22 protein-coding genes are annotated in these 24,505 nt (G+C 55.9%); 11 read left to right on the top strand and 11 right to left on the bottom strand.

From position 1 onward, the window contains the following. Window positions 1-450 precede the first annotated feature (450 nt). Window positions 451-1,236: a hypothetical protein gene (locus tag EKK30_RS13160; RefSeq protein WP_290985872.1), complete on the bottom strand. Its 786-nt coding sequence runs from the start codon at window positions 1,234-1,236 to the stop codon at window positions 451-453. 253 nt (window positions 1,237-1,489) lie between these two features. Between EKK30_RS13160 and EKK30_RS13155 the strand changes: the two genes are divergently transcribed. Together EKK30_RS13155 and EKK30_RS13150 are read left to right on the top strand one after the other, a co-directional pair. Next, window positions 1,490-2,095 (top strand): hypothetical protein, encoded by a 606-nt coding sequence (locus EKK30_RS13155; RefSeq protein ID WP_290985869.1) that lies wholly within the window; start codon window positions 1,490-1,492, stop codon window positions 2,093-2,095. Further along, entirely contained in the window at window positions 2,085-2,837 is a 753-nt protein-coding gene (locus tag EKK30_RS13150) for a hypothetical protein (RefSeq protein WP_290985866.1), read from the top strand. The genes EKK30_RS13155 and EKK30_RS13150 overlap by 11 nt, the downstream gene beginning before the upstream one ends. A 165-nt stretch (window positions 2,838-3,002) precedes the next feature. On the opposite strand, the gene EKK30_RS13145 is transcribed toward EKK30_RS13150, so the two are convergent. The 5 genes from EKK30_RS13145 to EKK30_RS13125 all read right to left on the bottom strand — a co-directional run bounded on the left by EKK30_RS13145 (window position 3,003) and on the right by EKK30_RS13125 (window position 8,187). Then, window positions 3,003-3,863 carry a DUF1524 domain-containing protein gene (locus tag EKK30_RS13145; RefSeq protein ID WP_290985863.1) on the bottom strand — a complete coding sequence of 287 codons (861 nt, stop codon included), beginning with the start codon at window positions 3,861-3,863 and terminating at the stop codon, window positions 3,003-3,005. Further along, window positions 3,842-4,456, bottom strand: coding sequence for a DUF262 domain-containing protein (locus tag EKK30_RS13140; RefSeq protein ID WP_290985860.1), 615 nt, complete (start codon window positions 4,454-4,456; stop codon window positions 3,842-3,844). The genes EKK30_RS13145 and EKK30_RS13140 overlap by 22 nt, the downstream gene beginning before the upstream one ends. 61 nt (window positions 4,457-4,517) lie before the next feature. Then, window positions 4,518-6,710, bottom strand: a complete 2,193-nt coding sequence (locus EKK30_RS13135) for a topoisomerase DNA-binding C4 zinc finger domain-containing protein (protein ID WP_290985857.1) — start codon at window positions 6,708-6,710, stop codon at window positions 4,518-4,520. Next, complete coding sequence (locus tag EKK30_RS13130; RefSeq protein ID WP_290985854.1) at window positions 6,707-7,462, bottom strand: PP2C family serine/threonine-protein phosphatase; 756 nt, start codon at window positions 7,460-7,462, stop codon at window positions 6,707-6,709. The genes EKK30_RS13135 and EKK30_RS13130 overlap by 4 nt, the downstream gene beginning before the upstream one ends. 2 nt (window positions 7,463-7,464) lie before the next feature. Next, window positions 7,465-8,187 carry a VWA domain-containing protein gene (locus tag EKK30_RS13125; RefSeq protein WP_290985851.1) on the bottom strand — a complete coding sequence of 241 codons (723 nt, stop codon included), beginning with the start codon at window positions 8,185-8,187 and terminating at the stop codon, window positions 7,465-7,467. A gap of 689 nt (window positions 8,188-8,876) precedes the next feature. Between EKK30_RS13125 and EKK30_RS13120 the strand changes: the two genes are divergently transcribed. The 3 genes from EKK30_RS13120 to EKK30_RS13110 all read left to right on the top strand — a co-directional run bounded on the left by EKK30_RS13120 (window position 8,877) and on the right by EKK30_RS13110 (window position 10,869). After that, a complete protein-coding gene (locus EKK30_RS13120) occupies window positions 8,877-9,872 on the top strand; it encodes a site-specific integrase (protein ID WP_290985849.1) in 996 nt (331 codons plus the stop codon). 63 nt (window positions 9,873-9,935) lie between these two features. Further along, entirely contained in the window at window positions 9,936-10,340 is a 405-nt protein-coding gene (locus EKK30_RS13115) for a hypothetical protein (protein ID WP_290985846.1), read from the top strand. Between the two features lie 52 nt (window positions 10,341-10,392). Further along, a complete protein-coding gene (locus EKK30_RS13110; protein WP_290985843.1) occupies window positions 10,393-10,869 on the top strand; it encodes a transposase in 477 nt (158 codons plus the stop codon). 409 nt (window positions 10,870-11,278) lie between these two features. On the opposite strand, the gene EKK30_RS13105 is transcribed toward EKK30_RS13110, so the two are convergent. The 5 genes from EKK30_RS13105 to EKK30_RS13085 form a co-directional block, all read right to left on the bottom strand. Continuing rightward, complete coding sequence (locus EKK30_RS13105) at window positions 11,279-13,273, bottom strand: DUF927 domain-containing protein (protein WP_290985840.1); 1,995 nt, start codon at window positions 13,271-13,273, stop codon at window positions 11,279-11,281. Window positions 13,274-13,290: 17 nt separating this feature from the next. Further along, window positions 13,291-14,742 (bottom strand): hypothetical protein, encoded by a 1,452-nt coding sequence (locus EKK30_RS13100; protein ID WP_290985837.1) that lies wholly within the window; start codon window positions 14,740-14,742, stop codon window positions 13,291-13,293. Between the two features lie 3 nt (window positions 14,743-14,745). After that, window positions 14,746-15,186, bottom strand: a complete 441-nt coding sequence (locus EKK30_RS13095; RefSeq protein WP_290985835.1) for a hypothetical protein — start codon at window positions 15,184-15,186, stop codon at window positions 14,746-14,748. Between the two features lie 69 nt (window positions 15,187-15,255). Beyond that, complete coding sequence (locus tag EKK30_RS13090; protein ID WP_290985832.1) at window positions 15,256-15,579, bottom strand: hypothetical protein; 324 nt, start codon at window positions 15,577-15,579, stop codon at window positions 15,256-15,258. Between the two features lie 143 nt (window positions 15,580-15,722). After that, window positions 15,723-16,742, bottom strand: coding sequence for a hypothetical protein (locus tag EKK30_RS13085; protein WP_290985829.1), 1,020 nt, complete (start codon window positions 16,740-16,742; stop codon window positions 15,723-15,725). A gap of 599 nt (window positions 16,743-17,341) precedes the next feature. On the opposite strand from EKK30_RS13085, the gene EKK30_RS13080 reads away from it, so the two are divergent. From EKK30_RS13080 to EKK30_RS13055, 6 genes are all read left to right on the top strand, one after another. Further along, window positions 17,342-17,653 (top strand): phosphoadenosine phosphosulfate reductase family protein, encoded by a 312-nt coding sequence (locus tag EKK30_RS13080; protein WP_290985826.1) that lies wholly within the window; start codon window positions 17,342-17,344, stop codon window positions 17,651-17,653. A gap of 56 nt (window positions 17,654-17,709) precedes the next feature. Further along, entirely contained in the window at window positions 17,710-18,306 is a 597-nt protein-coding gene (locus EKK30_RS13075) for a type IIL restriction-modification enzyme MmeI (protein WP_290985823.1), read from the top strand. Window positions 18,307-18,440: 134 nt separating this feature from the next. Continuing rightward, the gene (locus EKK30_RS13070; RefSeq protein ID WP_290985821.1) at window positions 18,441-21,182 is read left to right on the top strand and encodes a DUF2339 domain-containing protein; all 2,742 of its coding nucleotides are present in this window, start codon (window positions 18,441-18,443) and stop codon (window positions 21,180-21,182) included. Between the two features lie 474 nt (window positions 21,183-21,656). Beyond that, window positions 21,657-22,325: an HD domain-containing protein gene (locus EKK30_RS13065; RefSeq protein WP_290985818.1), complete on the top strand. Its 669-nt coding sequence runs from the start codon at window positions 21,657-21,659 to the stop codon at window positions 22,323-22,325. A gap of 363 nt (window positions 22,326-22,688) precedes the next feature. After that, a complete protein-coding gene (locus EKK30_RS13060; protein ID WP_290985816.1) occupies window positions 22,689-23,663 on the top strand; it encodes a GlxA family transcriptional regulator in 975 nt (324 codons plus the stop codon). Between the two features lie 178 nt (window positions 23,664-23,841). After that, a complete protein-coding gene (locus EKK30_RS13055; RefSeq protein WP_290985813.1) occupies window positions 23,842-24,483 on the top strand; it encodes an HD domain-containing protein in 642 nt (213 codons plus the stop codon). Window positions 24,484-24,505: the final 22 nt, after the last annotated feature.

Raw genomic sequence — 24,505 nt, 5'->3', positions numbered from 1 at the left:
TAGAGTCGGCTAAATCGGACACTGACACCTTCTCCTCGAAGGGCAAATTCAGCATCCAAAATGTAAATCGGTTCGCGACTTCCCGGGAAAATCGGTCCAGGATCTCGCGTGTTAGCAGGCTTCCCGGACCGAGCTGTAATTTGGACCAGGCCGCATCAATGATGCGATTGATTTCGCGATCGGAGCCGGTTCTATAATTGACCTTCAGCATCTCGAGAGCTTGTCTCGCACTGTTGCACGCATCGCAATAGAGGCGTCGCGACGTTTTCTTTCCGCCTGCCGACTGGAGCCAAAGATGCTCTGGCTTGGTGTCGGCACTCAAAGGGTTCGGGCAAAGTATGCAATGGCCATATTCGGTCATGAACAAACCAAGAGGTTGGAGATCGCAAAGGCGAATCAGTTTTATCAAGGATAGGCATCGCAATCGCGGCGGATGCATGGGGAACATTTTTACGTCGGGAAGCTTGCGATGAGTTGCCGGGCGACGGCAATGTCGGTCGCGATCAGGACGCGATCTTGCTTATGATATTCAATCAAGATACCGGACACGCGGAGGCCGCCCAGATAGTTTTTCTTCGCCGCGGTGTCGTAAAGTAAGAACAATGGCGCGCCACTCATGCCGTTCGGATCGGGAAATCTCTGAAGCTTGCCGTTCGCTCCGAAGACGCGCTTTTTGCGAAAGGCGATCGCGATGAAAGTGGAGGGATCGAAGCCGAGCTTTATTTGCCGCTCATGGGATATCGCCGGACCATAGTTGGCATAAGGCTCGGCGACGATCTCCTTTGACTTCCTGTTTGCCTTAGTTCTCGTGGATGGATAGCCAACCACGAGATAGTGTTTGCTGGCCCGAGGGGCTCCGAAGGGCATAAGTGCTTCAAAGGGTAAGGGAAAGCAGTTTAGCTCTGGGTAGGGAGGTAGCTTATCACCGTTGAGTTTCAGGACGCCGGTATCAAGCGCGTCGTCGGTTGTGTCGTGGAGTATGCCCGTCAGTGCTCGTTTCCCCTTCGGCGTATGGTAGAAATAGAGATCTGGTTCGCGCAGGACATGTTTTGCCGAAACGACAAAAATGCCCCCGGCGTGTTCGACGACAAGCCCTGTTCCCCAGAGAGCAGGTTGGCCGCGTTCGTTATCCTTGAATAGCGGAAGAATTGGTCGCGTAAATGTTCCTTGCGAGCGTGAAAGCGTCTTCAAGAGCTCCCCAAGACTGAGCTCTATCTGTCTCGATTTCAAAGCCATGGCGGTTATTCCCCGGGAATCGGCATCGCAACCGAACATCCTATCTTCGCGGATATGCTAGAAATTGCCCATGCGATTCTTGGTCGACGCGAATACTTTCCGACATCCCGCCACAAGTCACTGGGAGCATCAAGAGGATGAACTTATCATGTGGGGACCGATACTCATCGGTCTTCGCCATTTCCATTGGCGGTTTAAGGCCCCGGTATCTCCAGATATAGCACGCGAAATTCCATACGTTCCAGCGCTCGGCTTGCGGGGCCAGGCGCAGGGCTTTCGGTTCTACACCTATCAATTGCTAGAATGGGAAGGCTGGACCGTAAGGTCTCCGATAGACTGGGCGGGACGCTCTATTTCCGATCTATTTGAGCTCGAGCGGCTTCGGCCGCGCCATGAATATAATGGAATTATTTTCGGCGAAGGCGTCAAATTGCAGGATGTTATTCGGCGCTTTGTCGATCGCGTTGACGATCCTCGTCTTAACGAAATCAAGGCTATCCTCGGCCCGAAAAGCACGCAGGATGCGTTCCATCTGTTTGTCTGCGAGGAGCAGGGGGTGGACGGTCTGATCACACTCGATTTGAGGCTTAGAAGAAAGTTCGAGCAGGCAAAAAAGCGTCTCAAGAGCCCTGTCAGCGTGCTGCTGCCTTCCGAAGCCTGCAAACTGGCCAGGATCGAACCCGTCGGTCCAGAATGGTTTGGCGCGTCTAACGCCGAGATGCGGCGGAATAGTATCGTGCAGCTCTTCCAACGACGCGCCAATTGGAAGGACAGGCTCGCGTTCGCCTTTTATAGGGGGCTCATCTATCTTCGCGATCGACGCGGGTTGAAGGTGAGATTCGTACTGCATGACTACTAGCGCCGAGGAGACACAGGCTCCCGAGGCAACGCCGTCCGCAACGGGGTTGCACAAGAGCACCGTCGTCCGGGCGCTATTCGTCAACATTGTCGCTTGCGGAGCCCTGCTCTGGTACGATTTGGGATTTGACCACCACGACCAACTTTGGTGGCCGGATAGCTTTGCGTTTCTCACCAATCTTCTGGCCGGCGGCCTAGTCTCGTTCTTCTTCTATTGGCTCGTGGTCTACGTTCCTGAGATGCGCCGTAAAAAGATCATCAAGACCAATCTTTTGCGGATGTATCGCGACGTTAAGTGGGACATTATCCTCAACGTCGTGCACGCAAGCCAAAAGGGGGGCCGCAATGATCTGTCCTCCGACGTGGATACCATCGATCGACTGATGAAGACGGCGGCTTTTAGAGCTGCCTTCCGAGACGGTGCAGAAGCCCACGAGGGCTTCTACGCGTTCGAAAATCAAATGAGTGATCGAACGCCAGAGTTCGACGCCATTGTCGCTAATCTCAGGCTATTGGCGCGGCAGATTGAGTTCATGTTGCAAACTTACACTATCGAAGATCAGGAGCTCTTCGACGCCTTCAAACGACTGGAGGGGTTGCTGATGACTCTTGAGCGATCTGGACCGGGTTACGACGAGGCGAAGGGGTTGTGTCGCTTTATCTACGACATATTCGCCGGATGGAGCTTTATCACCGGGGATACAGGCGACGATCTCATCGAGAAAAGGATCCAAGAAATTTAGCGGAAGGGCTCGCCAATTTACATTGGTTATGAACCGAGCGCTGTCCACAAGCACCATTTAATATATAGCGTGAATGTGACCAAGGCTGAGGCGATAGGCGAAGAGGTTTTTGCATGATCGAACGGGGTGCTCCGTCTTCCGGAGATGCATCGACGATTTACCCTGCTACGCCGTGATACTGCTTCGCTCGTCACCGTCGACGCTTTCGCCAATTGAATACAAGAGATCTCGGAGGCTCTGACCTGTTGCCGTCTTCCAAACCATCCAACCATTTTCTGAAGCTCGCGTGCTCCCTGTCGAGGCGTAACACTGCTTGGCGGCTTCGCTCGGCGCGTAAACGCCATCTCTTACTTTGATGCCGTTGACCGTCAATTGTCCGGCGAAAGTTTTGCGCTTGTACACCAGTGTAAGCGGTTCGCCATCATGCAAAAGACCCGCAGCGATGAGCGCGGCGATACGATCGGTAAAGTGTTTACGCGCGCCTCCTTTCTCGGCGCTAGCCTTCGGATGTAGATGAGCCGGACGTCCCCAAATCGCGGAAGCATGAGCGAAAAGGGTTCCCCCGCGTGTTTGAATGTCATCTTCATTCCACGGTGCATTTGGACGTGTTCGGAGCCACGCATTGAGTCGAAGATCACTATCCTGCACGATCGCCGCAGTCTTCTCATTGAAGGGTCCGTTACTGATTGCCGTATTGAGCGCCTGGGTCAAAAGGGTAAGATTCCCCATTGTGTGGCACAGACGCGCTCTGCAAGCCTCGGTAGTTTCACCCGCCTGTAATGGCAAGTCCGAGGCATATGGATAGTCTGCGACTGTCCCCCTTTGCGGTAACAAATGCTCGACTGAGAGCTCATCAGGCAACGCGTTCGCCTCATTCTTCGGGTTGCGCATCTGTCGTTCGATGGCTCTCAACACCATGGCCGTTCGATCCGAACGCGACTTCACATACACGGGCTTCGTCAACCAACCTCGCTTGAAGTCGTCGTCATTCGGCCAGACAGCCGTTACCTCCGATGATCGAAGCAATTCGTTGCGAACAGCAAGTGAGATTGAATTGCAAAGTCAGGAATTTCCTGATCGAAATAGATGTAAGCTTCGACCATGCGTGGTCGCGATTCCGCCCTACCAGCATCTTTCGGAAAGAGAGCTTCGAGGGAGGCGAGGCTTTCTGCTTCCATAACCGCGCGGAACGTAGCGCGATCTGCATTCGACGGCCAAACCTTAAAGACTTCCTCCGAGCGCTTGTCCTTCGTCTTGTTTATAGTCCAGCGCTCAGCGTTATCCGCGGCGTCGGCTTCAATCTCGCGGGCAAAATTGCGGAGTGCGGCAAGAAATATCTGCAGGGTTGTCAGTTGCTGCTGACCATCGATGACATCAGCGCGGGGCACCGCTTTGCCGACAATTTTGCTCAGGCTCCAAACGACCGCCCCTAGAAAGTGGGTCTTTGTTTCGGTCTCTTCTGGATCAATCTCGCATGCCTCAGCGGAGCGTTTTATATCTTCCCAAAGGGGCTCCCACTGCTCCTCGCGATTCCAGACATAGGCGCGCTGATAAAGCGGGATCGTGTAGCGACGTTCTTTCTCAAACACGTCGTTTACGGTGAGCTTATGTGGCTGCATGCCTTGGCCATATCCTTTTTGAACTCGGCGACGTGTGGCTCCGCCTATAATAGAAATGATCTTAGATGGGGCGCGTACCTCTACAGCGCGGGTAATGTGAGCATCCCCAGAATGGACGACCGCTGCGATGCCCTCTTCGCGCTGTCCGTTTGACCATTTTCGCTCCACAGCTTGGGCAGCTGGGGTGTCCCGGCTGAGGAGAGGGCGTTTGCCACAACGGAAGACCCGTCGTGACCGTTCTCTGCACCGTCGGTTTCGAGATCCAAGCTGTGGGTGCGATAACGGGCGTCATGCGTAGCGACGGAAAAGTTACTCCAAACAGCGCGCCGTCAGCTTCAATCTGCTTGATCTGTTGCATGACGAGCGTGAGCTCCGGATCGGGAATCGTGAGCATCCGTTGCCATTGCTGGGAAGCTCTCCAGAACTCTTCCGCCCCTTCAGTGAGCTTTTTTCTTAGAGTGGCGACCTTAGCTGCTGTCTCGGTGCGGATTTTCTGTTGCTCAAGCGCGTCTTGCGCATTTGGACGTGAATCATAGACGAAGCGCCTCTCAACGGACGTGCGCCATTCAAACAACGGCTTTGAATTCACCGCGCCGAAGCCAGGCACATTGAGCACGCGGTTGCGCGTAACCTCCGCCGCGGACTCGATGCCATAAGACGACAAGGTCGCGAGCTTTGCAGGACCGATGCCTTTGATCTTGTAGTTCGCAATATAGAAGGTCTCGAGGTAGCTTTCGAGCTGCCGCGCATGTCGCTCGGTTTGATATTTGGCGAGCTTGGCCTTCTCCTCGGCCTCGAGTCCTTCGTATTCGGCTTTCAGTTGCGAGAGTTCAGCTTTGAGCTGATGCCCTTTGGCAACTCCACAACGAGCGCCCCATTGGTCGAGTGCTCGATTCCAGCGTTCTTCTAAGCTCCTGAAATTTGCTTGCAGCTTAGATCCGTAATCGCTGGTCGCCTTAAGTTTGGAAAATCCAAAACCAGCAAGACCCAAGGAAACGAACCAGAGGACGGGTACAGCTATGACAACCACAGCAGCGATCGCGAACAAAACATAGGCTGTGTTTGTGCTTACCTTCTGGCTTTTGATGGCAGCTTGCGCATCGACGGACGGCGTCAGTTGCTGCGGGGCGATACGTGGGACAATTGCACTATTGGCCGGTAGTTTTACCGCTTCAATTCTGGCCCACAGCGCCGAGAGATCGAAGCCAGATATTAAAGTACCGAATGGCGGAACCGTTCGTGGGTCGACATCATAGGCTGGCAGAAAGAGCACGATACCGAGGCGCTGCTCCATCCGGCACCAGGGACAGGTCTGGGCATTACGAGAATAGTGGTGCAGGACGTTTGTTCTACAGGGAATAAGCGATTTTTCGAACTCACCTAAACGCTCAACCCAATCTGCTGCTGGCGTTCGGCCGCCGGCGCCCTCGCTTGAAAAAGTTTGCTCAAAGGCGTCTGCGACGGTCGGGATAAAATCATCGAGCGTACAAACTCCGGGCGGAGGAACCATCCCGACATTTCGCCTTCGAGAATAGACAAAGCGATATTCGGCGATCGCTTTTTCAAGCGGCATGTCGCCTTTTGTAGAAGATCCGCTAAACGGATGCCGTCCCATCGAAAGCATTTGAAAGATGATGACTGCTAGCCCGAACGCATCGTGATCTGTGGTGCGCTCTAGGCCGTCCAATGATCGGCCTTGCAGTTCAGGCGGCGTATACTCTTGAACGCCAACGCGACAGAAGAATTTGGTCGTCCCATCGGCGATTTGAAAGCTGTCAGCATCGATGAGTGCAGCTGTCGCCTTCTGAGAAACGAGAACCCCAGAATGGTTGATATCGCCGATAACGCAGCCGGTCTGATGAACCTCTGCCACCGCTCGGGCAATATTCTGTGCGGCTCGAACCAGGAAGGGGTAATTAGCGCGTTGAAAATTTTGCTTTCTGGCACCTGGCGCGTAGAGTTCGTGAATGGGCTTGTGGTTTTCCACCAACCCCATCGTGAAGCCGACGAATCGGCCTTTTGAATCTCTGACGACGTCGATGGGATACGCGACCAGCGGAGATTGCGACCACAATTGCCGGCGTACGATGGCATTGATCTTTGCCTCACGCTCAAGGGCCTTGCCATCAGTATAGACTTTTAATGCGCGGCTCTGGGCACCGGAAAGCAAGAAAACTTCGCCCTCCCCTCCCTTCCCTATGCGCTTTCCAACGCTGAGGGCCCTTCCGGCGATGAAATAGTCGCGTCCATTCATTTCAAAGCCGCAACCAGAAGCGTCTTGTCGTCATCTGTGCGTTCGTTCACGCGCGCGGAGTTGAGAAAATCGCGCAATGCCCGACTTAAATTGCCGTCCCGCGCCGTAGCTTGAGATTGCGCTACCGGAGTGGAAATCGCCTCAAGGAAGGGTTCGAACGGAACGCCATTTGTAAAGTCGAGTGCGAGGCGTTCGAGGCCGTCCGTGAAAGCTACAAGACGTGTAAGCGGCTCGGTAAAGCGGGTGATCTGCAGGCGAGGTTTGGGATCGTCCGTTATAAAATAGGTGGTGGACGCATATTCGCCTTGGCTTGGCCACGATAGCGCTTGCCAGCTGCCAGCCTCCAATTTTGCAACGACACTGCCATCGCCGATATGCGCGATAATCGTTTCGTTGCCGTCTGACACGATCGAGATGAGAGTGGCTGCAAAATCGCGTCGGGCGACCTCTCGGCGTTCAGCGACATGGGTGATTACGTCACGCGAGACATCGATCCATTCCCAAAAATCGTCCTCCGTAACCGAGGATGACTTTTTGAGATGCGCGCGCATATTGAGCGTCATGCTGCGGACTGCCAACCATGCGCCGTAGCCGCCAAACTGCGCGCTCCCAGCGCCATCGCTCAACGTTGCAAAGATTGACGACGATGCGCCATGCGACATTGCACAGAACCCTGCATCGTCGCAGGACTCATTTGATACCGCGTGCGATGTCCCCCTAGCGGAGGCGAGCGCCCATCTCCACGCTTTCATGGCTAGTCCGCAACAGCCCAACCATCTGGAGCTGTCGGATTTTGCAACGGGACAGCATCTCCCGGGTTTGAACGCGAGACTGAGCCAAGCGAACTCGAAAGCCAACTAAAGAGTTCGCTAAATGAAAGCCCTTTCAACTTGAGGGGTGTTCGCACCGAGATTTTTTTCAACGTATCAAAGTCGGCGCCCTCGACACCCACAGCATAAAACATCAGTTCCTTCTTTTCCTCGCCCTCTTTGACGAGCTGCGCGGCTCTACTCCAGCTATCCGTGGGTCCTCCGTCGGTAATCAAAAAGACCCACGGTCGGTAATAGGCGATGCCGTTGGCGCGATATTGATTCTTGCGCGCGCGAAGAAGGCTTAATCCCTCCTCAATTGCTGCACCCATCGGGGTATTGCCGCTGGTCGACAACTGAGGCGCGAAAAATGTCGAGGCGCTCGTAAAATCCTGTTCAACGTGGACGGGACCAAACGTGACGATACCGACTTCAACGCGCTTTGCTGCCAAACCGTCGGCTTGAAGCTCGGTTTGGAAGGTCTGCAGTCCGCTATTCAGTTCGCGAATACGCTCACCTGACATCGAACCAGACGTATCGAGAAGCAAGAGGCAAGCGCAACGCGGTTCCGGGTTTTCAGCAAACGGCGCGGCGTCAAAAGGTTGCTGTTCAAAGGTGTCAGACATCGTCCCCCCGGTCGATTGCAAAATGACGTAGACCGCATTCAAAAACACAGATTGCGACAGGGCCTGTCAGAAAAAATCGTAGTCATGAATGCCAATCCATCCTCAATATTATGAAGGTGAGAACATTGAAAGCGTTTCCTACGAAGTGTCGGCCGCAGTCCACTACTTAACATAACTCGTAATCAGATAAATTCCGACCGTCCGCCCCGATTTCGAAGACCCAGAGTAGGGAATATTTAGGCCCCACCCCCTGCCCTCGGCTTGGGTCCCATACCCGGGGTGGCAAGCACCCCCGGGGGGTGCACGTCCATGCGCAGGACGATCGGATGGTGATGCGAAAGCGTTCGCGCTGAACTTCTCGTTTGAGTTGATTGTTCGAATTCAAATCAAGAATTTTGCTGATCGAACGAAGACGCATGTCGGCCTGCCGGTGGGCCACGCCCACGCACGCCACCAGGATGAGCATGTTGGCAAGGACAACGAGCTTCTCCGTTAGCGATAAGACGATGAGTGAAGATCGTTTCTTATTGCGACGTGAGGCAAGCACGGTTGGCACCTGGCTGGGTGACGAGATCGATATTCGCACTCCTTCGAAGAGCATCAGCGACGACCTCACAACATGTCGTTTCGTGTTGAGTTTGGATTCACCAATTGCAACAACTCTGTCAGCGGATGCTCTAGGAATAGCCCAGCGCAGCACCATTTGATTACTCATGAAAATAGAGGTTTTCGTGAGTAACACCATGTCCGACGCGTTCTCGTCTCACGCTGATACAGAGTTGGCCGATATCAACCCAAACGGTGCTCTCGATCTGGCGATTCAGAAGGCGCAGCACTTCACGGACGCCGCCCGCTCCGATGGCACCCAACGCGTCTATACCGAAGCGTTCGCCAAGTGGACAGAATGGGCTCACCTGCATCACGTCACTGCCAACGCGCCGCCCCCTGAGGCCATCGCCGCCTATCTCGCAGCCCTTGCTCGCGAGGGTAAGTCGCTCTCGAGCATCAACGTCGCGCTGTCGGCAATCCAGCGCACATGTCGGGCGCATGGCTGCATCCTTGACCGCAAGAACCCCACCATCGCCGATACACTGAGAGGCATTGCACGTCGTGCGGCAAAGGCCGTCGACCGGGCCGAAGCCCTCGACCTGCCGACGTTGAAGCGGCTGGTTACGGCCATAGACGGTAATGATCTGCGTTCTCTGCGTGACAAGGCGCTCATTCTTCTGGGCTTCTTCGGCGCGCTGCGCCGATCGGAGATTGTTTCGCTCGAACTCGACGGCCGCTCGACGTTTACGATTACGGATCGCGGTGTTCTCCTGAAACTGTCGGCGACCAAGGCGTCACTTAAAACTGAAGACGTTGCCATTCCTCGCAGAAACGACGAACTCTGTCCCGTCGCAGCGCTCGAAAGCTATCTCGCGATTTCGGGCATCACATCGGGGCCGGTGTTTCGTGCGGTGAGCAAGTCCGGCCAAATCCTCGATCGCGGCCTCGATGCGACAAGCGTGCGCCACATCCTTGCCCAGCGCCTCCTCTCAGCAGGTGTCGAGCCGTCAAAGTTCTCGCCGCATTCGCTGCGCGCCGGCTTCATCACTGCGGCCGAGAGGGCCAAGGTGCCAGAGCACCTGATCCAGCGGACAAGCCGGCATAAGTCGGTTGATGTCTTGCGCTCCTATATTCGCGTCGCCGATGCGTTTGAGGAGAACGCGGCAAAGTTCATCTGATGGGCTTCAGCTGGCACGGAAATTGAAGGCCAGGGCAGACACGCAATCATCATGAGAGGCGATATGACGAGGACGGAGCAAGCAATTAGGCTTCGAGACGCAGCCCTGCAACTATTAGGCGCCGCCGGCTCCTGGGCTGACATTCGCGACGCTGATGGCGGCACCGTGCGACACTTAGAATTCAAAAACGCGACGATCTCGGTTTCCTATCGAACTCCGTTTCAAAAGGTCTGCTCTGAACCGAGCCAGTACGACAAATACATGGCGGCCTTACTCGGCATCGATGTCAAAGCGAACCTTCCCTACGGGCTTAACATTTGGGTCGGCAAGAAAGTCTTGAATATCGAGTGGGACAGTCAAGGACACATTGAACTTGTCAGCTTCAAGCGCGGTCCGTGGGAGCAGGATCTGACGGCTCTCGGAGAGACCCTCTCCCAACCCGCGGATTTTTCCCGCGCACCATCCTGACGTTGCGAATTCATCCTGTTGTGCCCATTTAGGTCATAGGAGGATTTAATGAATGAGCAACGAGCCTAACCCACGTTCACCGAGCGACGACGTCAGCGATGATTTACAGCTGGTGCAAGAGACCATGGCCGCTCTCGGCATCACTCCGGAGAGCATCATGGAGGCGATCGAACGCAATGAAGCCGGCTGCTCCGCACAGGCGGAATTTTTGCCGTTAAGCGATGCGGAATGGAAGGTTGTGAAGACGGCACTCCCGCCAGATTCGCCGCAAGCCAACACGATGGACAATCGGACATTCGTTAACACGGTGCTGGAAGCTGCGCACCGCGGCGGCCGATGGATCGACTTTCGAAAAAACACGCCCTATCCCGAGGCCGTTCGGCGACGCTTTGGACGCTGGGCGCATCTTGACACTTGGCAGCGCTTGGCGAGCGAAATCCGAAACGGTGAACTGAGCAGCGAGCGCAAGAGCCAGATTGAGGCCGCTGCGGCTTGGGCTGAGCGACTGCGCAAAAAGTCCGTTTCTTAAGTGTCCGTCCGTCCGAGACGGAAGCGCGATGATGAAATTGAGCACGCGCATGTGGGCCCATCATTGCTGGCGGTGTCGTGAGCAAAAATCGCTTGAACCGCGTTGGCCACGGGACCGCAGAGGGCCACGTCAAACGCCCGCTCTCGGCCCTCGAAAATCACTGGCAGATCTGAGAGTTGCGAGTTCAGGGCCGCTATTCCCTCTTCTTTCTAGAAAAAGAGAGAGAGAAGCCAGATCAATCGCTTGGATCATCTGAGATTGGATTCCAACAACAGCCCTTGTTTTGCCCAATGACCCGGGATCGCGGCCCAAAGACTCTAAGACTCTGGCACCCCACGGAATTTCCGGGGCCAGCGATTACGATTTTCTGGCCCCTGTAAACGGGAAACGGCATCTAGGCGACCTGACGCTATTCTTCGAGAAATTCGACGGGATCCTCGCATTCGTTCGCATCCGACGCCGGCATCTTCTCGATGATGCAATACGCGCGATCCGGAAGCCCGCGGCCCTTCGGACACTTCACCTGCTGCCGGTCCTTTTCCGTGCGAAGGCCCCACTGCGGACATTCACCCGCGGCTAGATGCTTGAGGAACGGTCCGAGGTTCGCCTTTCCGCCCACAGCTTCCTCCAACCCTTCCTTGGTGAAAAACAGTTCGTTCCCCAATCGCGCGGCGAGCCGGTTCGGTGGCACGATATTCGACCCGTTTAGAACCGTGATGCGATGGCGGTCTCGAAATAGAGTGTTTGAGAAGGACTCGACCGCGGAGTTAAGTTCATGCGACTGCGCGGTATCCCCGCGGGACACTTTCCACGCCGAGAAAACGGCCGCAACCGCCGCCTTACCGGTCCCAGCGCGCCACGGGAGGATGCCCCTCTCAATGGCAAACTCGATAACAGCTGCAAACAACGCGTAACGCTCCTGCACGCGAGCAATCTGCGGCGTTGTCTCCGATGGCATAAACTCCCGCATCAATTCCTTAATTCGTTGCAATGAGCCAACGTGATCGTTCACGAGTGCACGAACGAGCTCGCGAAAATGCCAACCGTAGTGGTCTCGCGCCATTGCGCGCAGGTAGTCGGCGTGTTCCTTGATAGACGCAAACTCCGGCGAACAGACCTGAAAGCCTTCAAAGGCGATGTCATTGACACGAAGTGCGACGCCACCCGTGTGCTTCAAGCGCGCATCCCCTTCGATGATGCTCTTGGCCGAGTTCTCACCCGTCGATAGAACGATGCTGCGAAACGTCTCGACCTCTCGCAAGCCCATATAGCCGTTACCGGCAGCCTTGTTGGTGCCGTTGGCTAGGCTGTAGGCGAGGTGATTGAAGTCTTCCGCACTCGAGACGAGCTGTGCTTCGTCCAAAGCAACGGGAATGTCTTTGTATTTTGAGATTTTCTTCTCGGCCGCATGACGTGTGGTGCTCCAAGACCAGACAACACCTCCATGCTTTTGCTCGGCCCCCTTGCCGACAACGCTCATGGCGACGCACAAGGTCGTCGTCTTGCCGATCGTGCTCGTACCATAGAAGTGATGCGTGCCCGGCTCGACAATTTGAGTATCACGCAGTAACGGGCTCGCGAGGGCCATTCCGACAGCTGTGACGATATAGGCATCGTGCTCCACGGTCCGAAACATGTCGTCGGCGCCGGCTTTGCTCCCACCCGTTCCGTAGGCGGCATCTGCACCGAACGTCGCTCGCGAGGCAGGCCCGCCGTTGGCGGCGCTGACCACCTCACCATTCGGCATGACGAAATCATCGCCGTTCCAGCCCGTGTGCTCGTAGGTTCGAAACTTCATCTCTGGCTCAACGATGCTGAGCAAAGTGACGAGTTCCGTCGGGGCAGCTGTACGACACCCCATCTTCTTGAGTTCTGAATGTAGCGTACCACTGTTGGTCAATGACGACCGCGGCAGAACTAGCTCGTTCCAAACACCCGTTTCGCTCTGCAGTTTGAGGAGCAAGCAGGGCTCCGTATGCGAGGTGTTATAGCCAATGCCGCAGATGAGCATCGGGGACGACACTTGGACACGCAACGGCGGACTGTCTTTTGACTTGCTTCTGCCCTTGAGAACAACAATCGAGCCATCGACTTCGACGTCATAACTCAAGCCCGCGCGCTCAGAGGCAACCTGGACGACCTTGTGCGTTTGCAGAAGATTCGGCGCCAAGATCTTGTCGCGCTCAAACTCTCGTGAAAGTCCGTGGGCGCCAGCCGCGGCCGCGACTTCGGCAAGGCTGACAACCGGTACCATCGCGCTGCACTCGGGCAAAAGCCGCATCAGCAGATTGAGAAACGAAGCTGTCTCCAGCGCTTCGTCGAGCTCGCGGCAACCGGATCCTTGACATCCGTTCTTGGGATTGGTCGGCTCGCCGCTTTCAAAGTTTTGAGTGTGTTCGTCCATCCTTCACCTATTACGCGTTACCAGAGAATTTTGTAGTTTCGAGCAATCACCTTGGGCTTTGCCGCTTCTTCCTCGGCGTAAAGATCGCGGTAATCGCTGTTTTCGTAGACGGCATTCCAATGAAGCTCGCCCCGCGCGATGAGCTCCCCAACGAAAGCTTCGGTCTTTCGTCCTTTGCAGGAGTTGTGGTGACATCGCATCGTCGGGTAGGCTGTGTCGCTCGGGTCGTAGCAAAAGAGCGTATTGTCGGCCTCACCGCGTTTGAGGCTGTGCTCGTCGCAAAATGGACAACAGCGCAAGATGAGCGGCTCTAGTCCGTTTTCCTTGTGAACAAGATCCGGATAGTTGTCGGCGATCAAGGATGCGAGGCGAACACCTTTCAAGGTGCGACGGAGCGATAGGGGAACGTCACCGACCATCGGCGTGACAGTCAGAGTTTTGACCTCGCGCGGCGGTGTTTCCGCGATCACTTTCTCTGCGATCGGCACCGGATCGATGAGCTCAGGGCCACCAAGAATGGCGTGATAAAATTCTCCTTTGTTGCCGCTTGGAAGGTAGCCGACCCGTACGGGTTCGAAACAGGCTTCGTCCGTGCCGTGGCAGCCGAGGGTTTTGAGTTCGATGCGCCGGCAAAACTCCAAAAATCCCTTGGGCAGAGCAAGTAACGCCTTGAGCAAATCACCGCCTAGAGGCCGGCTGAAGACGACGAGATATCGCGTGCGCTGCTGAGGTTCGAAAGCGACGGAATAGTGCAAACGACCGTCTTCGGAGCAAATCACCTGAAGTTTGTCAGGCATTTTTGGAAGACACTCGAGGGTCACGGCACGGTAGGCATCCCCATGCGGGCAGTTCTGGTTGAGATACTCAGCGACCGATGCATTCGTGGGTGGATGAGAGCGCTTCTTCTTCTTGGCAAAGTCTGCGTATGCCTCGCACTCGATCAGGTCGCGGTCTTTGCCGTCGCTAGCCGTCCCGAACGAAATCAGAAGATATTTCGGCTGAACGCGATCGCGGCCGATCACGCCATCGTCGTCGAGGCTTAAACCGTGGACTTCGAGGACGTCTGCCTTTTTTCGGCACTTGCCCTTTACCTTGCTGAGGACAAGGGCGCGCTGGTCTTTTGCTGCATTCCAGCATCGCGTCGTCGTGACAAAAGCCAGGGCGCCAAGGGACAAAGTTGCCGACCACCAAGTCGCCGCAAATTTTCCGCTCGCGAACATGACCGAGACAGGCTGTTGCCAAATGACTGCCGGATCTTCGACGCGCCCCAGCGCTTCGCGAAAATCTACGCCTTGACGATCCAGCTCTTCGAGCGCGCGGATCATCAACCCAAATTCGATGTCCTGCTCTCGAAAGCAGAGAGTGCTTAAGTCGAATGGCAAGCCCATCGACGCAACCGTTTCACGAATAAAGCTTTCATGAAACGGGAAATCCGGGGCCTTGAAAAACCCTTGCATAGGTCCGGCCATCGTCTACTCCGATGCCAAACCGCTCGAGGGCGCGACACGACGGGCCGATTTTGGTCCGCTAAGGTTGGACAAGCTTGCATCGAAGGCCGCAAGCTTATCGATATCGACTTCTAAGCCGTCGTTATAGTCTCGCGCCCACCGTCCTTCGCCCCATACGCACAGCCAATAGATCTCATCCACGTCAAGCTTGAGCTTTTCAAGTTGTTGCTCTGCGTGTTCAGTCCACAAAGGACCCGAGTCCCCTTCTTCATCCCTGACGGCGGTATAATACATTAGGTACGCGACACCCGACGGATTCGCATTGCCAATTCCGATAAGTTGTCCGAGGTCATAAACATGGAAGTCGACGAAAGCTTCCACTGGCTTCTTGTGCATGCCGACGATCACGAGTTGATCGTCGGTCACACGCCGATAGGTTTCAATATAGGTTAAGTCGTAGGTCATAGAGCGTTGTCTCCGGAAATATTCTTCGGGAACGGCAGCGCGTGCTTGCTTTGAGCAGTCGCATGCGTGTTAGTCGGGACGATCAAAGACGAGTTGATCAGGCTCGGAATACAGTTCACGGAGCCAAGCGCCTCCAGGCATGCACAGGGACCGCAAATCGCTGAAATCGACGCCAGCAAAATGAGCCGCTTCGTTAATAAAATGCTGGTCTAGTCCGAGATTTGGCGTGAAGGAAAGATACGGTCGGGGCGCCGTTTCCCCCGTTAGCAACTCGCCGTCGGCGATACGAAAGCGCTTGGAAATATACGAGAGGATCAAATCGTCGCCGTCCGGAAGAATAACATCCAACGAAGCGGGACGGAAAATGCGGATGGAGAGGGGATAACTGGCCATGTCGACTCCTATAACGAGCACAGCGAATCTGGCTGCTGCGGGAACATAGGAGTTTCGCTGGTCTCTGCCTTTAGGCGCAGATGTCGTAAAAATTGACCCCTTGCCGGCACCTATCCGCCGGGGCTACGTCTCCCCAAACATTCTCATTCGGCGATCCAATAGATCGGGTTCTTCATTCGTATGCAGGCCCGCACGAGGTCCATGTCGAGATTTGCAAGGGCGGAAGGATTTAGGTTAACACCCACAATCGGCAAACAGGCGAGAGCGAATTTTACAAACGCGCAATCTGGGTGGTCATAGACGCGAGGCGGCTTACCGTGGTGCAGCGTCCAAAACTCGACTAACGGGGCACAAACGCTTTCCGTGTGAGCATGAGCGCGAACGTTAGTTCTCCTGCCGTCGATTGCGGCAGCGACTTCCAGCAGAGCCTTAAATTCTTGGAGCATCGCTTTTAAAAAATCGCGATTGCGGAAGTGGTCGCGCCACGTCTCGAGTTCGATCCTTGCAATGAAACCCAATGTCGATTTGGTTGCTAAGGCCTGGGCGACATAAATCCTGTTCCTGACCTTCGGTGCATTCAGTTTTGCGTGGCAGGCTCCGATTTTTGTCGCTAGCGGCCTATAGCTTTTGGTTACGCGTTCGACGTCGAGCTCATCTCCCTTGCTCCGTTGCTTTGCCCTGTTGCGGGGTAAAAATCTTATAAACTCGCTTGTCGCCGCAATGATCGCCTCGGGTGAGTGACACAGTTCAGGCGGAGGAATGCCCGCCGGCCCGTTTACGGCTACGCGATCAATGTGGGAGATGATTGCGCCGACGCTGCGCAAAAGGCTGCGTACTTTAGATCCTCCTCGTCCCAATCCAGTGCTGGGCAGAAAATACCAAGCTGCGCGCCAGTATTCATTCGCCACAAAGCTTGCAAACAGCGCTTGCCGGAGATGCAGCTCGCTGTCCGCGCCTCCAGTTTTGTTCACAGCCTTTATCTTGGCGTTAACATCATTCTGCTCCTTGGCCGGAACACGATTAGGAAAAAAGCGCACGACCCGGGTATTGGGCTGAGGGTACGGCACATCCGCGAAAAGCAAATCGTGCTGTCTCTGGGCGCGTGCGAGCACAGATCTACATTCATCGGGATCCAATCCGTCGCCAGCAGCAAAGTTACGCAACGATCTCATTCGACAAACGACCAACATTTATCTCGAGTTAGTGTTGACGCTCGCAGAATGCATGGATTGTGCCAATCATTTACCGCCTAAGTGCGGAAGGGAGGCTATGAGGGATTGCCTTCATGTTGTTCCGAACCTCTTGTCCACCCCCTCCTCTATCGGGAGGTAGTACGCCGATTAAGCGGAATGTCAGGTTCGCAAGAGGGGAGTCATTCGATCATGGACAACGCGACGCGCTAACGCCGCATTTACTCAACCGCTCAACATCGACTTAATCCTGTTCTGGTATCCGGACTTTCCATCGGCGAGAAGGTTCCTATGCCTCGATCAAGCCGGCGAATTGCTTGGAGCTTCTCGAAAGGCAGGCCGTAAGCGTTGAAGGTGCGCAAGCGTGCCTTTATTGGTGCGGCGCGCAATGCTTCCAGTCGGGTGGTCCGGAAATATCACCCGCGCTGTCGTCGCAGCATCGACATATGGTCGACTTCAGCAACGATAATTGGCTCGATCTTGTGCTGTGCCAGTAGCTGATCGAAGGCGACGCGAATGTTTGAGTTTGCGGGCTGGCCTCCTCGTCGCGTCTCGCACCCCTAGAGCGGCAAATGTGGAACTTGCTCAACGGCCGGCTTGGCCGTGGGGAGACGGTGCGCGTATTCCCACTGTCGAATTGGACCGAACGCGACGTTTGGTTCTATATCGGACGCGAGCAGCTCGATGTCGTCCCGCTCTACTTCGCGTCGGTTCGCCCAACTCTCATTCGAGATGGTCAAATCCTGGTAATCGATGGACAGGGCATGGCCCTCCGCCTCGACGAGGAAATTCACAGCGCAAAGTTCGCTTCCGCACGCTTGGAGGCTGGCCAAATACTGCAGCTGAATTCTCAGACGCAAGCACCTGTGCTTGGGCGGCAATGAAGAACCTCCGCAGCGCATGATAGTAAGCCTTCGTATTGGGGGACCGGAGCTCGGCGTTGAGCAAGTTCTCCACCGGCTTTTTTGACGATGATCTTATGGTGGTCGTGAAGGCGTGCCGGATGCCCCTGGGGTTAGGTCGCGAACGCCTTGCCTTCCTTACCGTTCGCAAGCTTTCCGAACCTATAGAGGTCAATGAAGATGAGCTGGCCGGGATGCTCCAGGTGTCGCCGATCCAGGCACGGTTGGCGCAGGCTCTTCTTCGGGCGGAAACCGTGATTTCTCATGCCGAATCCAAGGACGCGCGTCGCGAAGACGGCGAGTCCCAGACCTTCTACAACGAGTTCTTCAACGTCTTCGGCATTTCCCGCCGCCGCGTCGCGACGTTCGAGGAACCGGTCAAGAAGCTCGGCAAGAAACGCGGCCGCATCGACCTTTTCTGGAAAGGGACATTGTTCGTTGAGCAGAAGAGTGCTGGGCATGGCCTCGTGAAGGCCAAGGAACAGGCTTTCGACTATTTCCCGCATCTCAAGGAGGAGGAACTTCCGCGCCACTTGCTCGTCTCGGACTTTCAAAGTTTCGAGCTGCATGATCTGGACACTCAATGCAAACAGCTGTCCATCGTCGACCTGACGCGAAACCGATCTCCTGGCTGAGGGATGAACTCCTTATTTGCGCACGTCATCTTGACTAGGACGCTCCTCGTGTTTTCTACTCCCAAGGGGAACTTTGAAACCTATCGAGCCCGTCACAACAATGCTGTCCCCGCCACACTGTCGCGAGGACCTGCATGCTTTACTATCCGCTGTCGACATTTCTTTTGTTTGGGATCATCGCGTGGTTTGTTGCAAGTCGCGTTACGAAGAATCTCGCTGAACGTGTGGGAACGCTTGAGACGCAGCTTGCGCTAATAGAAGCCAGTCTCTCGGCGCTTTCGAATCAACGGCGGGCGACTGGCGCTGCGGCTGACCAAGAGCCGTCGCATGAATCCTTACCTGTTCGCTCGGAGAACGCTGCTCCCGAGCCGCCGGAAGAGATCGTTCGTGGCGTTGAGGCATCGGTTCCTCGGATACAACAACCCGAAGCACTGCCACCTCAGCGAGAACCGCTCTTGAAGACTGGGGGGCTTGAGGAAAAGCTCGGGGCGAAATGGGCTGTGTGGGTAGGCGGGGTCGCACTCGCGCTCGGCGGCATATTTCTTGTGCGCTACGCGATCGACATGGGTCTTCTCGGACCGGGAACGCGCTTGTTGTTTGGTGCGCTGCTCGCCGCGTTTCTTATCGCGCTAGGAGAATGGTTGAGACGGACCAAAGACGCCCCGTCGATTGCTATATTGTCGTCTGCCGATATCCCCAGCATATTGACGGCTGCCGGTACCGTCGTCGCCTTTGCCACGGTTTACGCTGCACACGCTCTGTACGGTTTTATCGGACCGGCCTTTGCCTTCGTGCTTCTCGGCGCGGTCGCGATTGTGGCCATGCTCGCCGCGGCTATTCACGGCCCGGCCCTTGCCGGGCTTGGGCTCGTAGGTGCGCTCGTGACGCCGCTTCTGGTGTCGTCGAATGCACCCAATCCCATCCCTGTGGCCGTCTATCTCGCGATCGTCACCACTGCTGCCTATGCGTTGGCCCGCATCAGGCGTTGGGTGTGGCTCGCCTCGGCGGCGATCGTCGGTGCCGTTCTGTGGGGGTTGGTCTTTGTCACCAATCAAGGGACTGATGCTCAAAGCTGGCAATGGGCAGCAATCGGCCATGCTCTGGCTCAGCTCGGACTTGGCGCTTTCTTTCTTGCCTTTGAGCCCAACGCGGGGAAAGCCGATCACGACGCGCGGTTAGATTTTGTGGCAACTCTTTCACTCGCCGGTCTCGCTGCACTTTGTGTCGCTGTGCTAGCCGGTGTTCCCTTCGAATTTGAAGGATGGCTGCCATTTGCAGCCCTTGCGATGCTCGTGCTCGTTGCAGTGGCTTGGCTGAGCGCGCCGTCTGCCTGGGCGTCAGTTCTGGCCGGCCTGGTTGGTCTCGCCGCCACTGTCATTTGGCCTGGCCTCGTGACGTCGCCGCCAGAGAGCCATCTTTGGCCACTTCTTGAAGAGGCGATGCCTATTCCGGCAAATGTCTCACTTTATCTGACCTTCGCCGCGCTCTCCGCGATCGGCGTCGCGAGCCCGGCGTCCCTCAGACTTTGGACGGGTCGTACATTGCCGGCCGAAACAGCGGCGCCCTACGCATTAGCGGCAACGGCCATACCGCTGCTGACCCTCATCGTCGTCTATGTGCGCGTCACGCAATTCGACCAGTCCATACCGTTTGCGATTTTTGGATTGCTTCTTGGCGTGGCGTTCAGTTGGCTCGCAGGACAATATCAAAGCGCGGGCGTCTCGACCGCAACGCAGGCGCGCGAATTGGCCACTGGCGCTTTTGCAGCCGCGGCCATCGCTGCAATGTCGTTCGCACTCGTTACATCTCTCTCTCGTGGTTACCTGACTGTGGCGTTCGCTTTGTCTGCCCTCGGAGTGGCCTATGTAGCTAATCTCAAAAATATTTCTGTATTGCGCTACGCCGTAACGGCCCTTGGTCTCGTCGTCCTGGGGCGTGTCGCTTGGGACCCGCGCATCATGGGCGAGGAAGTCGGCACGATGCCAATCTTCAATTGGATTCTGTTTGGATACGGTGTGCCGGCAGTGGCATTTGCGCTTGCAGCTCGTCTGTTGTCGCGCCGCCGCGACGACCTTGCAGTCCGGCTATGCGACGCACTGGGCATTTTATTCGCCGGTCTCTTGTCCTTCTTTGAAATTCGCCATGCGCTAAACGGTGGCGATCCATTGAACGCGTCAAGTGGTTATCTTGAACAGGGACTGCTGACATTCACAGGCTTCGGCACTGCATATGTCCTCACCCGCCTCGACCTCGCAAAGCCAAATACTGTCTTCTATTTCGCCTCGCTGGCGTATGGCGTGTTGGCGGCCGCGATAGGTGTCGGGGGGCTCGTTCTCTTTTACAATCCGCTATTCTCCGATGAGCCGGTAATCGGCGCACCCTTCCTGAGTTCGCTTATTCCCGCGTACCTCCTTCCAGGACTGGCCGCACTTTATGTGGCTCGAACGTCTCGTGGCCGTCGCCCATCCTGGTACACAACCGGCTCTGGCATTTTGGGACTGGTCCTCATCCTGTTATTTGTCTCGCTAGAAGTTCGCCATATCTTCCAAGGGCAGTTCATCAGCCTCTCGCATTCGTCAACCGATGCAGAGCAGTGGGCGTATTCCGCCGCGTGGCTCGCGCTCGGCATCCTGTACCTCGCTTATGGAATTTGGCGGGGATCGCCCGAGGCGCGCATGGCTTCAGCTGCGCTTATCGTGCTGGCCACCGTCAAAGTATTTGTATTTGATCTTTCGGGCGTAACCGGGATCTGGCGGGCGTTTTCGTTTATCGGTCTGGGCGCGGTTCTTATGGGCGTCGGCTTTGTCTATCAGAAGATCATCTCCGCGGAGCCAAGACCAACCCGAGAAGATGGTCCCTCAGCCCGGTCAACATAATTTTCAGTGGCCCTCATTTCGTTTGTCGCATTGCTCGCCGCTAAAGCCCTCGGGAATTTGGATGGGCTGTCCGAGCACGGCTTTTGAAAGTTCCGGCGGTACCTTCTGTGGATGCACGGGCTGGACGTGATGCAGGTCTCGGCATGCCTGCCCGGCGAGAGGACGGTTATCTGTCAGGAAAAAGCGCACTGCTGTCCAGATTTGAAGGGTCGTGGTCGTGGCGCAAATCGGCGCTACTTTGCTAATTTTGAGAAGCCGATTGGCTAACCGCCGTTGACCACGCCGCCCGAGGTTCGAAACGTCGTGGCGCGTTTGAATAGGGTCTCGGACAACAAGACGGTCCACAGCTTCATTGTCCTGCTGAGGCGTCTGCGAGCCAATCAGCGATAGCGAGCGAAAATGATTAATCAAGTCTTCGCGTGAGGCTCCTGAGCTGAGATGTCGAGCCGCGCGTTGCTGTTGAAAGGATGAACAATGATCACGACAAATACTGCCCGTGCCGCAGTCATGCCGGATACTTTGCTAGCGAAAGAGGCGACAGACATTCTGCGCGAGCATTCCACTGACCTACTCTTCAACCACTCCATGCGTGTATATCTTTTCGCGGCTGAGCAAGGCCGCCAGAGCAATCTGCGTTTTGATCCTGAACTCCTGTACGTCGCCGCCGCTTTTCACGACCTTGGCCTCATCCGAAAATTTTCGAGCCAAGACGAACGCTTCGAAATCGACGGCGCAAATGCCGCCAGACAGTTTCTCAGCACACACAGCATAGCCGAACGCCAAATTCAGACCGTTTGGGAAGCCATCGCACTGCATACCACTCCCGGCATCCCGAAGTATATGCGCCCGGAAGTGGCGCTCTTAAATTCGGGAGTTCTTCTCGATGTGCTGGGGGTGGGCTTCGATCAATTCCCAGCGCAGTTGCGCGAGGAAATCGTCAGCAAGTTCCCACGCACAAATTTCAAAGAAGGCTTCATTAGAGAGTATTTCGCCGGTTTTGCTCACAAGCCGGCCACAACATACGGTACGGTCAACGCGGCATTCTGCGAGCGTTTTATACCTGGTTTTAAGAGCCCTTGCGCGTGCGACCTCATCAAGGCATCTCCCTTCCCCGATAATGAAGAGAAAGGTCCGGCTACATGAGGTGCGATCATTACATGTAGGGTCGGACTGACCAAACCCACAGGAATAACTGCAAAAGCGTTGTAGGCAGAAGGCGTTGCCGTGGTTATCCGCCCGGAGGTCAGGCGTTTTTTTTCGGGTGGACGATAGTCAATAGACCATCCAAATGAGTCGCCGCGAGGCTGGTAAAACGGCCGCCTGGTGGCGGCTTTGCCGGCCAAGCTGGATGGTCTGGTCATTCGAGCCGCGAGGAGCTTGGCCGAGATAGACGGAGACCGATGAAAGAGCGGAGATTTTGAGCTAGCGCTTCGCAGACCACATCCCGTCGTTTTCCATTCCTGAAATTGATTGCATGATAGCGCGTCATACTGGAGACGCAGAAAAGTGCCGAGACAGCTTGTTGCAATCGTTGTCTGTGAGGGAGTCCAAGCCCTCGACGTAGCGGGGCCGATGGATGTGTTCAGCGAGGCGAACGCGTTTCTCGACAGCGCGGACCGCTACGAAACGGTGTTGGTCGCCGCTCACCGCAATCCGCTGCGTGCGTCGAACGGCTTACGGCTGATAGCCGACCGGACCTTCGATGAGGCGGCTGGCGGTTTCGATATCGTTTTGGTGGCAGGGACACCGCAGCCGCCGCAAGCGGAGCCGGACCCGTCCCTGCTTGAGTGGGTGAAAGAGCTGCCGTGGCGCTCGAGTATTTATGGATCCATATGCACTGGTGCGTTTGTGCTGGGATATGCTGGTCTCCTCGACGATCGGCGAGTGACGACTCACTGGCAGGATGCACAGGCGCTGGCAGCTAGGTTTCCCAAGGCAAACGTCACGCCGGACTTGATTTATGTGCGCGATGGACGGTTGATCACCGCAGCCGGCGTGACGGCGGGCATCGATTTGGGCTTGTCACTTGTCGGACAACGACATGGCGCCGAAACCGCACTCAAGGTTGCCAAGCGGCTGGTCGTGGTAGCTCAGCGCCAAGGCGGACAGTCGCAGTTCAGTCCCTATCTCACAGCACCTGCCGATCCGGAATCGCCGATCGCGCGCATTCAGGATCACGTGATGGCTAATATTCGGAATCGGCATACGCTCGACTCACTGGCCGCTGTCGTCGGCATGAGCTCGCGAAATTTGGCCCGGCATTTCGTGCAGGTAACCGGCACAACGCCCCATGAATTCATAGAGCGCGCCCGCATCGATGCTGCGCGCATGATGCTGGAAGGAACCGACCTACCCCTGAAGATTGTCGCTTTCGATTGCGGTTTTGGCTCAGCGGACCGGATGAGGATTGTTTTCAGCACCCGTCTCGGCGTGACACCTATTCAATACCGCACCAGCTTCCGGCGGGCGGAATTGGAATAGATCGCGGGCCACCCCGACCGCCTCGTTTTCTGTCTTCGCTCGCGCGGCGCGCAGCGCCCCTGTCAGGAAACGACGTAGAGCTGTCCTGATCCGTCCGATCCTCTTCGTTGCCCGAAACGATGCGCCGTTGCGTAATAGCGGTAAGGCCATCGCCCGGTTCCAACTAGGAGAGCGTTCCATGTCTGAGATCATCGCCGGCATACGCGTACCTGATAGTGCGATCGCCAGAGCTGCCACGCAGCTCGTGCGCGATACCGAAGACGACCTGCTTTACAATCATAGTCGGCGAGTTTTCCTTTGGGGAGCACTGTCCGGCGAGCGTCGCGGGCTGAAGTACGACCCCGAGCTCCTTTACCTTGGCGCCATGTTCCACGACATGGGCCTTACCGATAAATACTCGAGCCCCGACCTGCGCTTCGAGGTCGACGGTGCCAATGCCTCGCGCGATTTCATGAAGAGCTACGGCGTATCGGAGCGAGATATCGAGGACGTCTGGACAGCGATCGCTTTACACACGACGCCTGGCATCCCCGAGCATATGCGCCCTACGATCGCGCTGCTGACCGCGGGTGTGGAAATGGACGTGCTCGGCATTGCCTATCACGACTTCACGCACGAGCAGCGCGATCATGTCTGCTCTCATCATCCGCGCGAGACCAACTTCAAGGAAAACATCATAGATCACTTCGCCAACGGCATAATCAAGAAGCCGCTGACGACTTTTGGGAATGTGAAGGCGGACGTTTTGGCGCTGAAGGACATGCACTACGTCCGTCAGAACTTCTGCGCAATTATTCTCGGCTCAGCGTGGCCAAACTGACAGTCATTAGCGTAAGGCTTGA

Origin of the sequence: Hyphomicrobium sp. (assembly GCF_003987855.1) — a bacterium.
Classification (GTDB): Bacteria; Pseudomonadota; Alphaproteobacteria; order Rhizobiales; family Hyphomicrobiaceae; genus Hyphomicrobium_B.
Note: the sequence above shows the minus strand (reverse complement) of the source record. Positions and strands in the feature narration are given on the sequence as shown.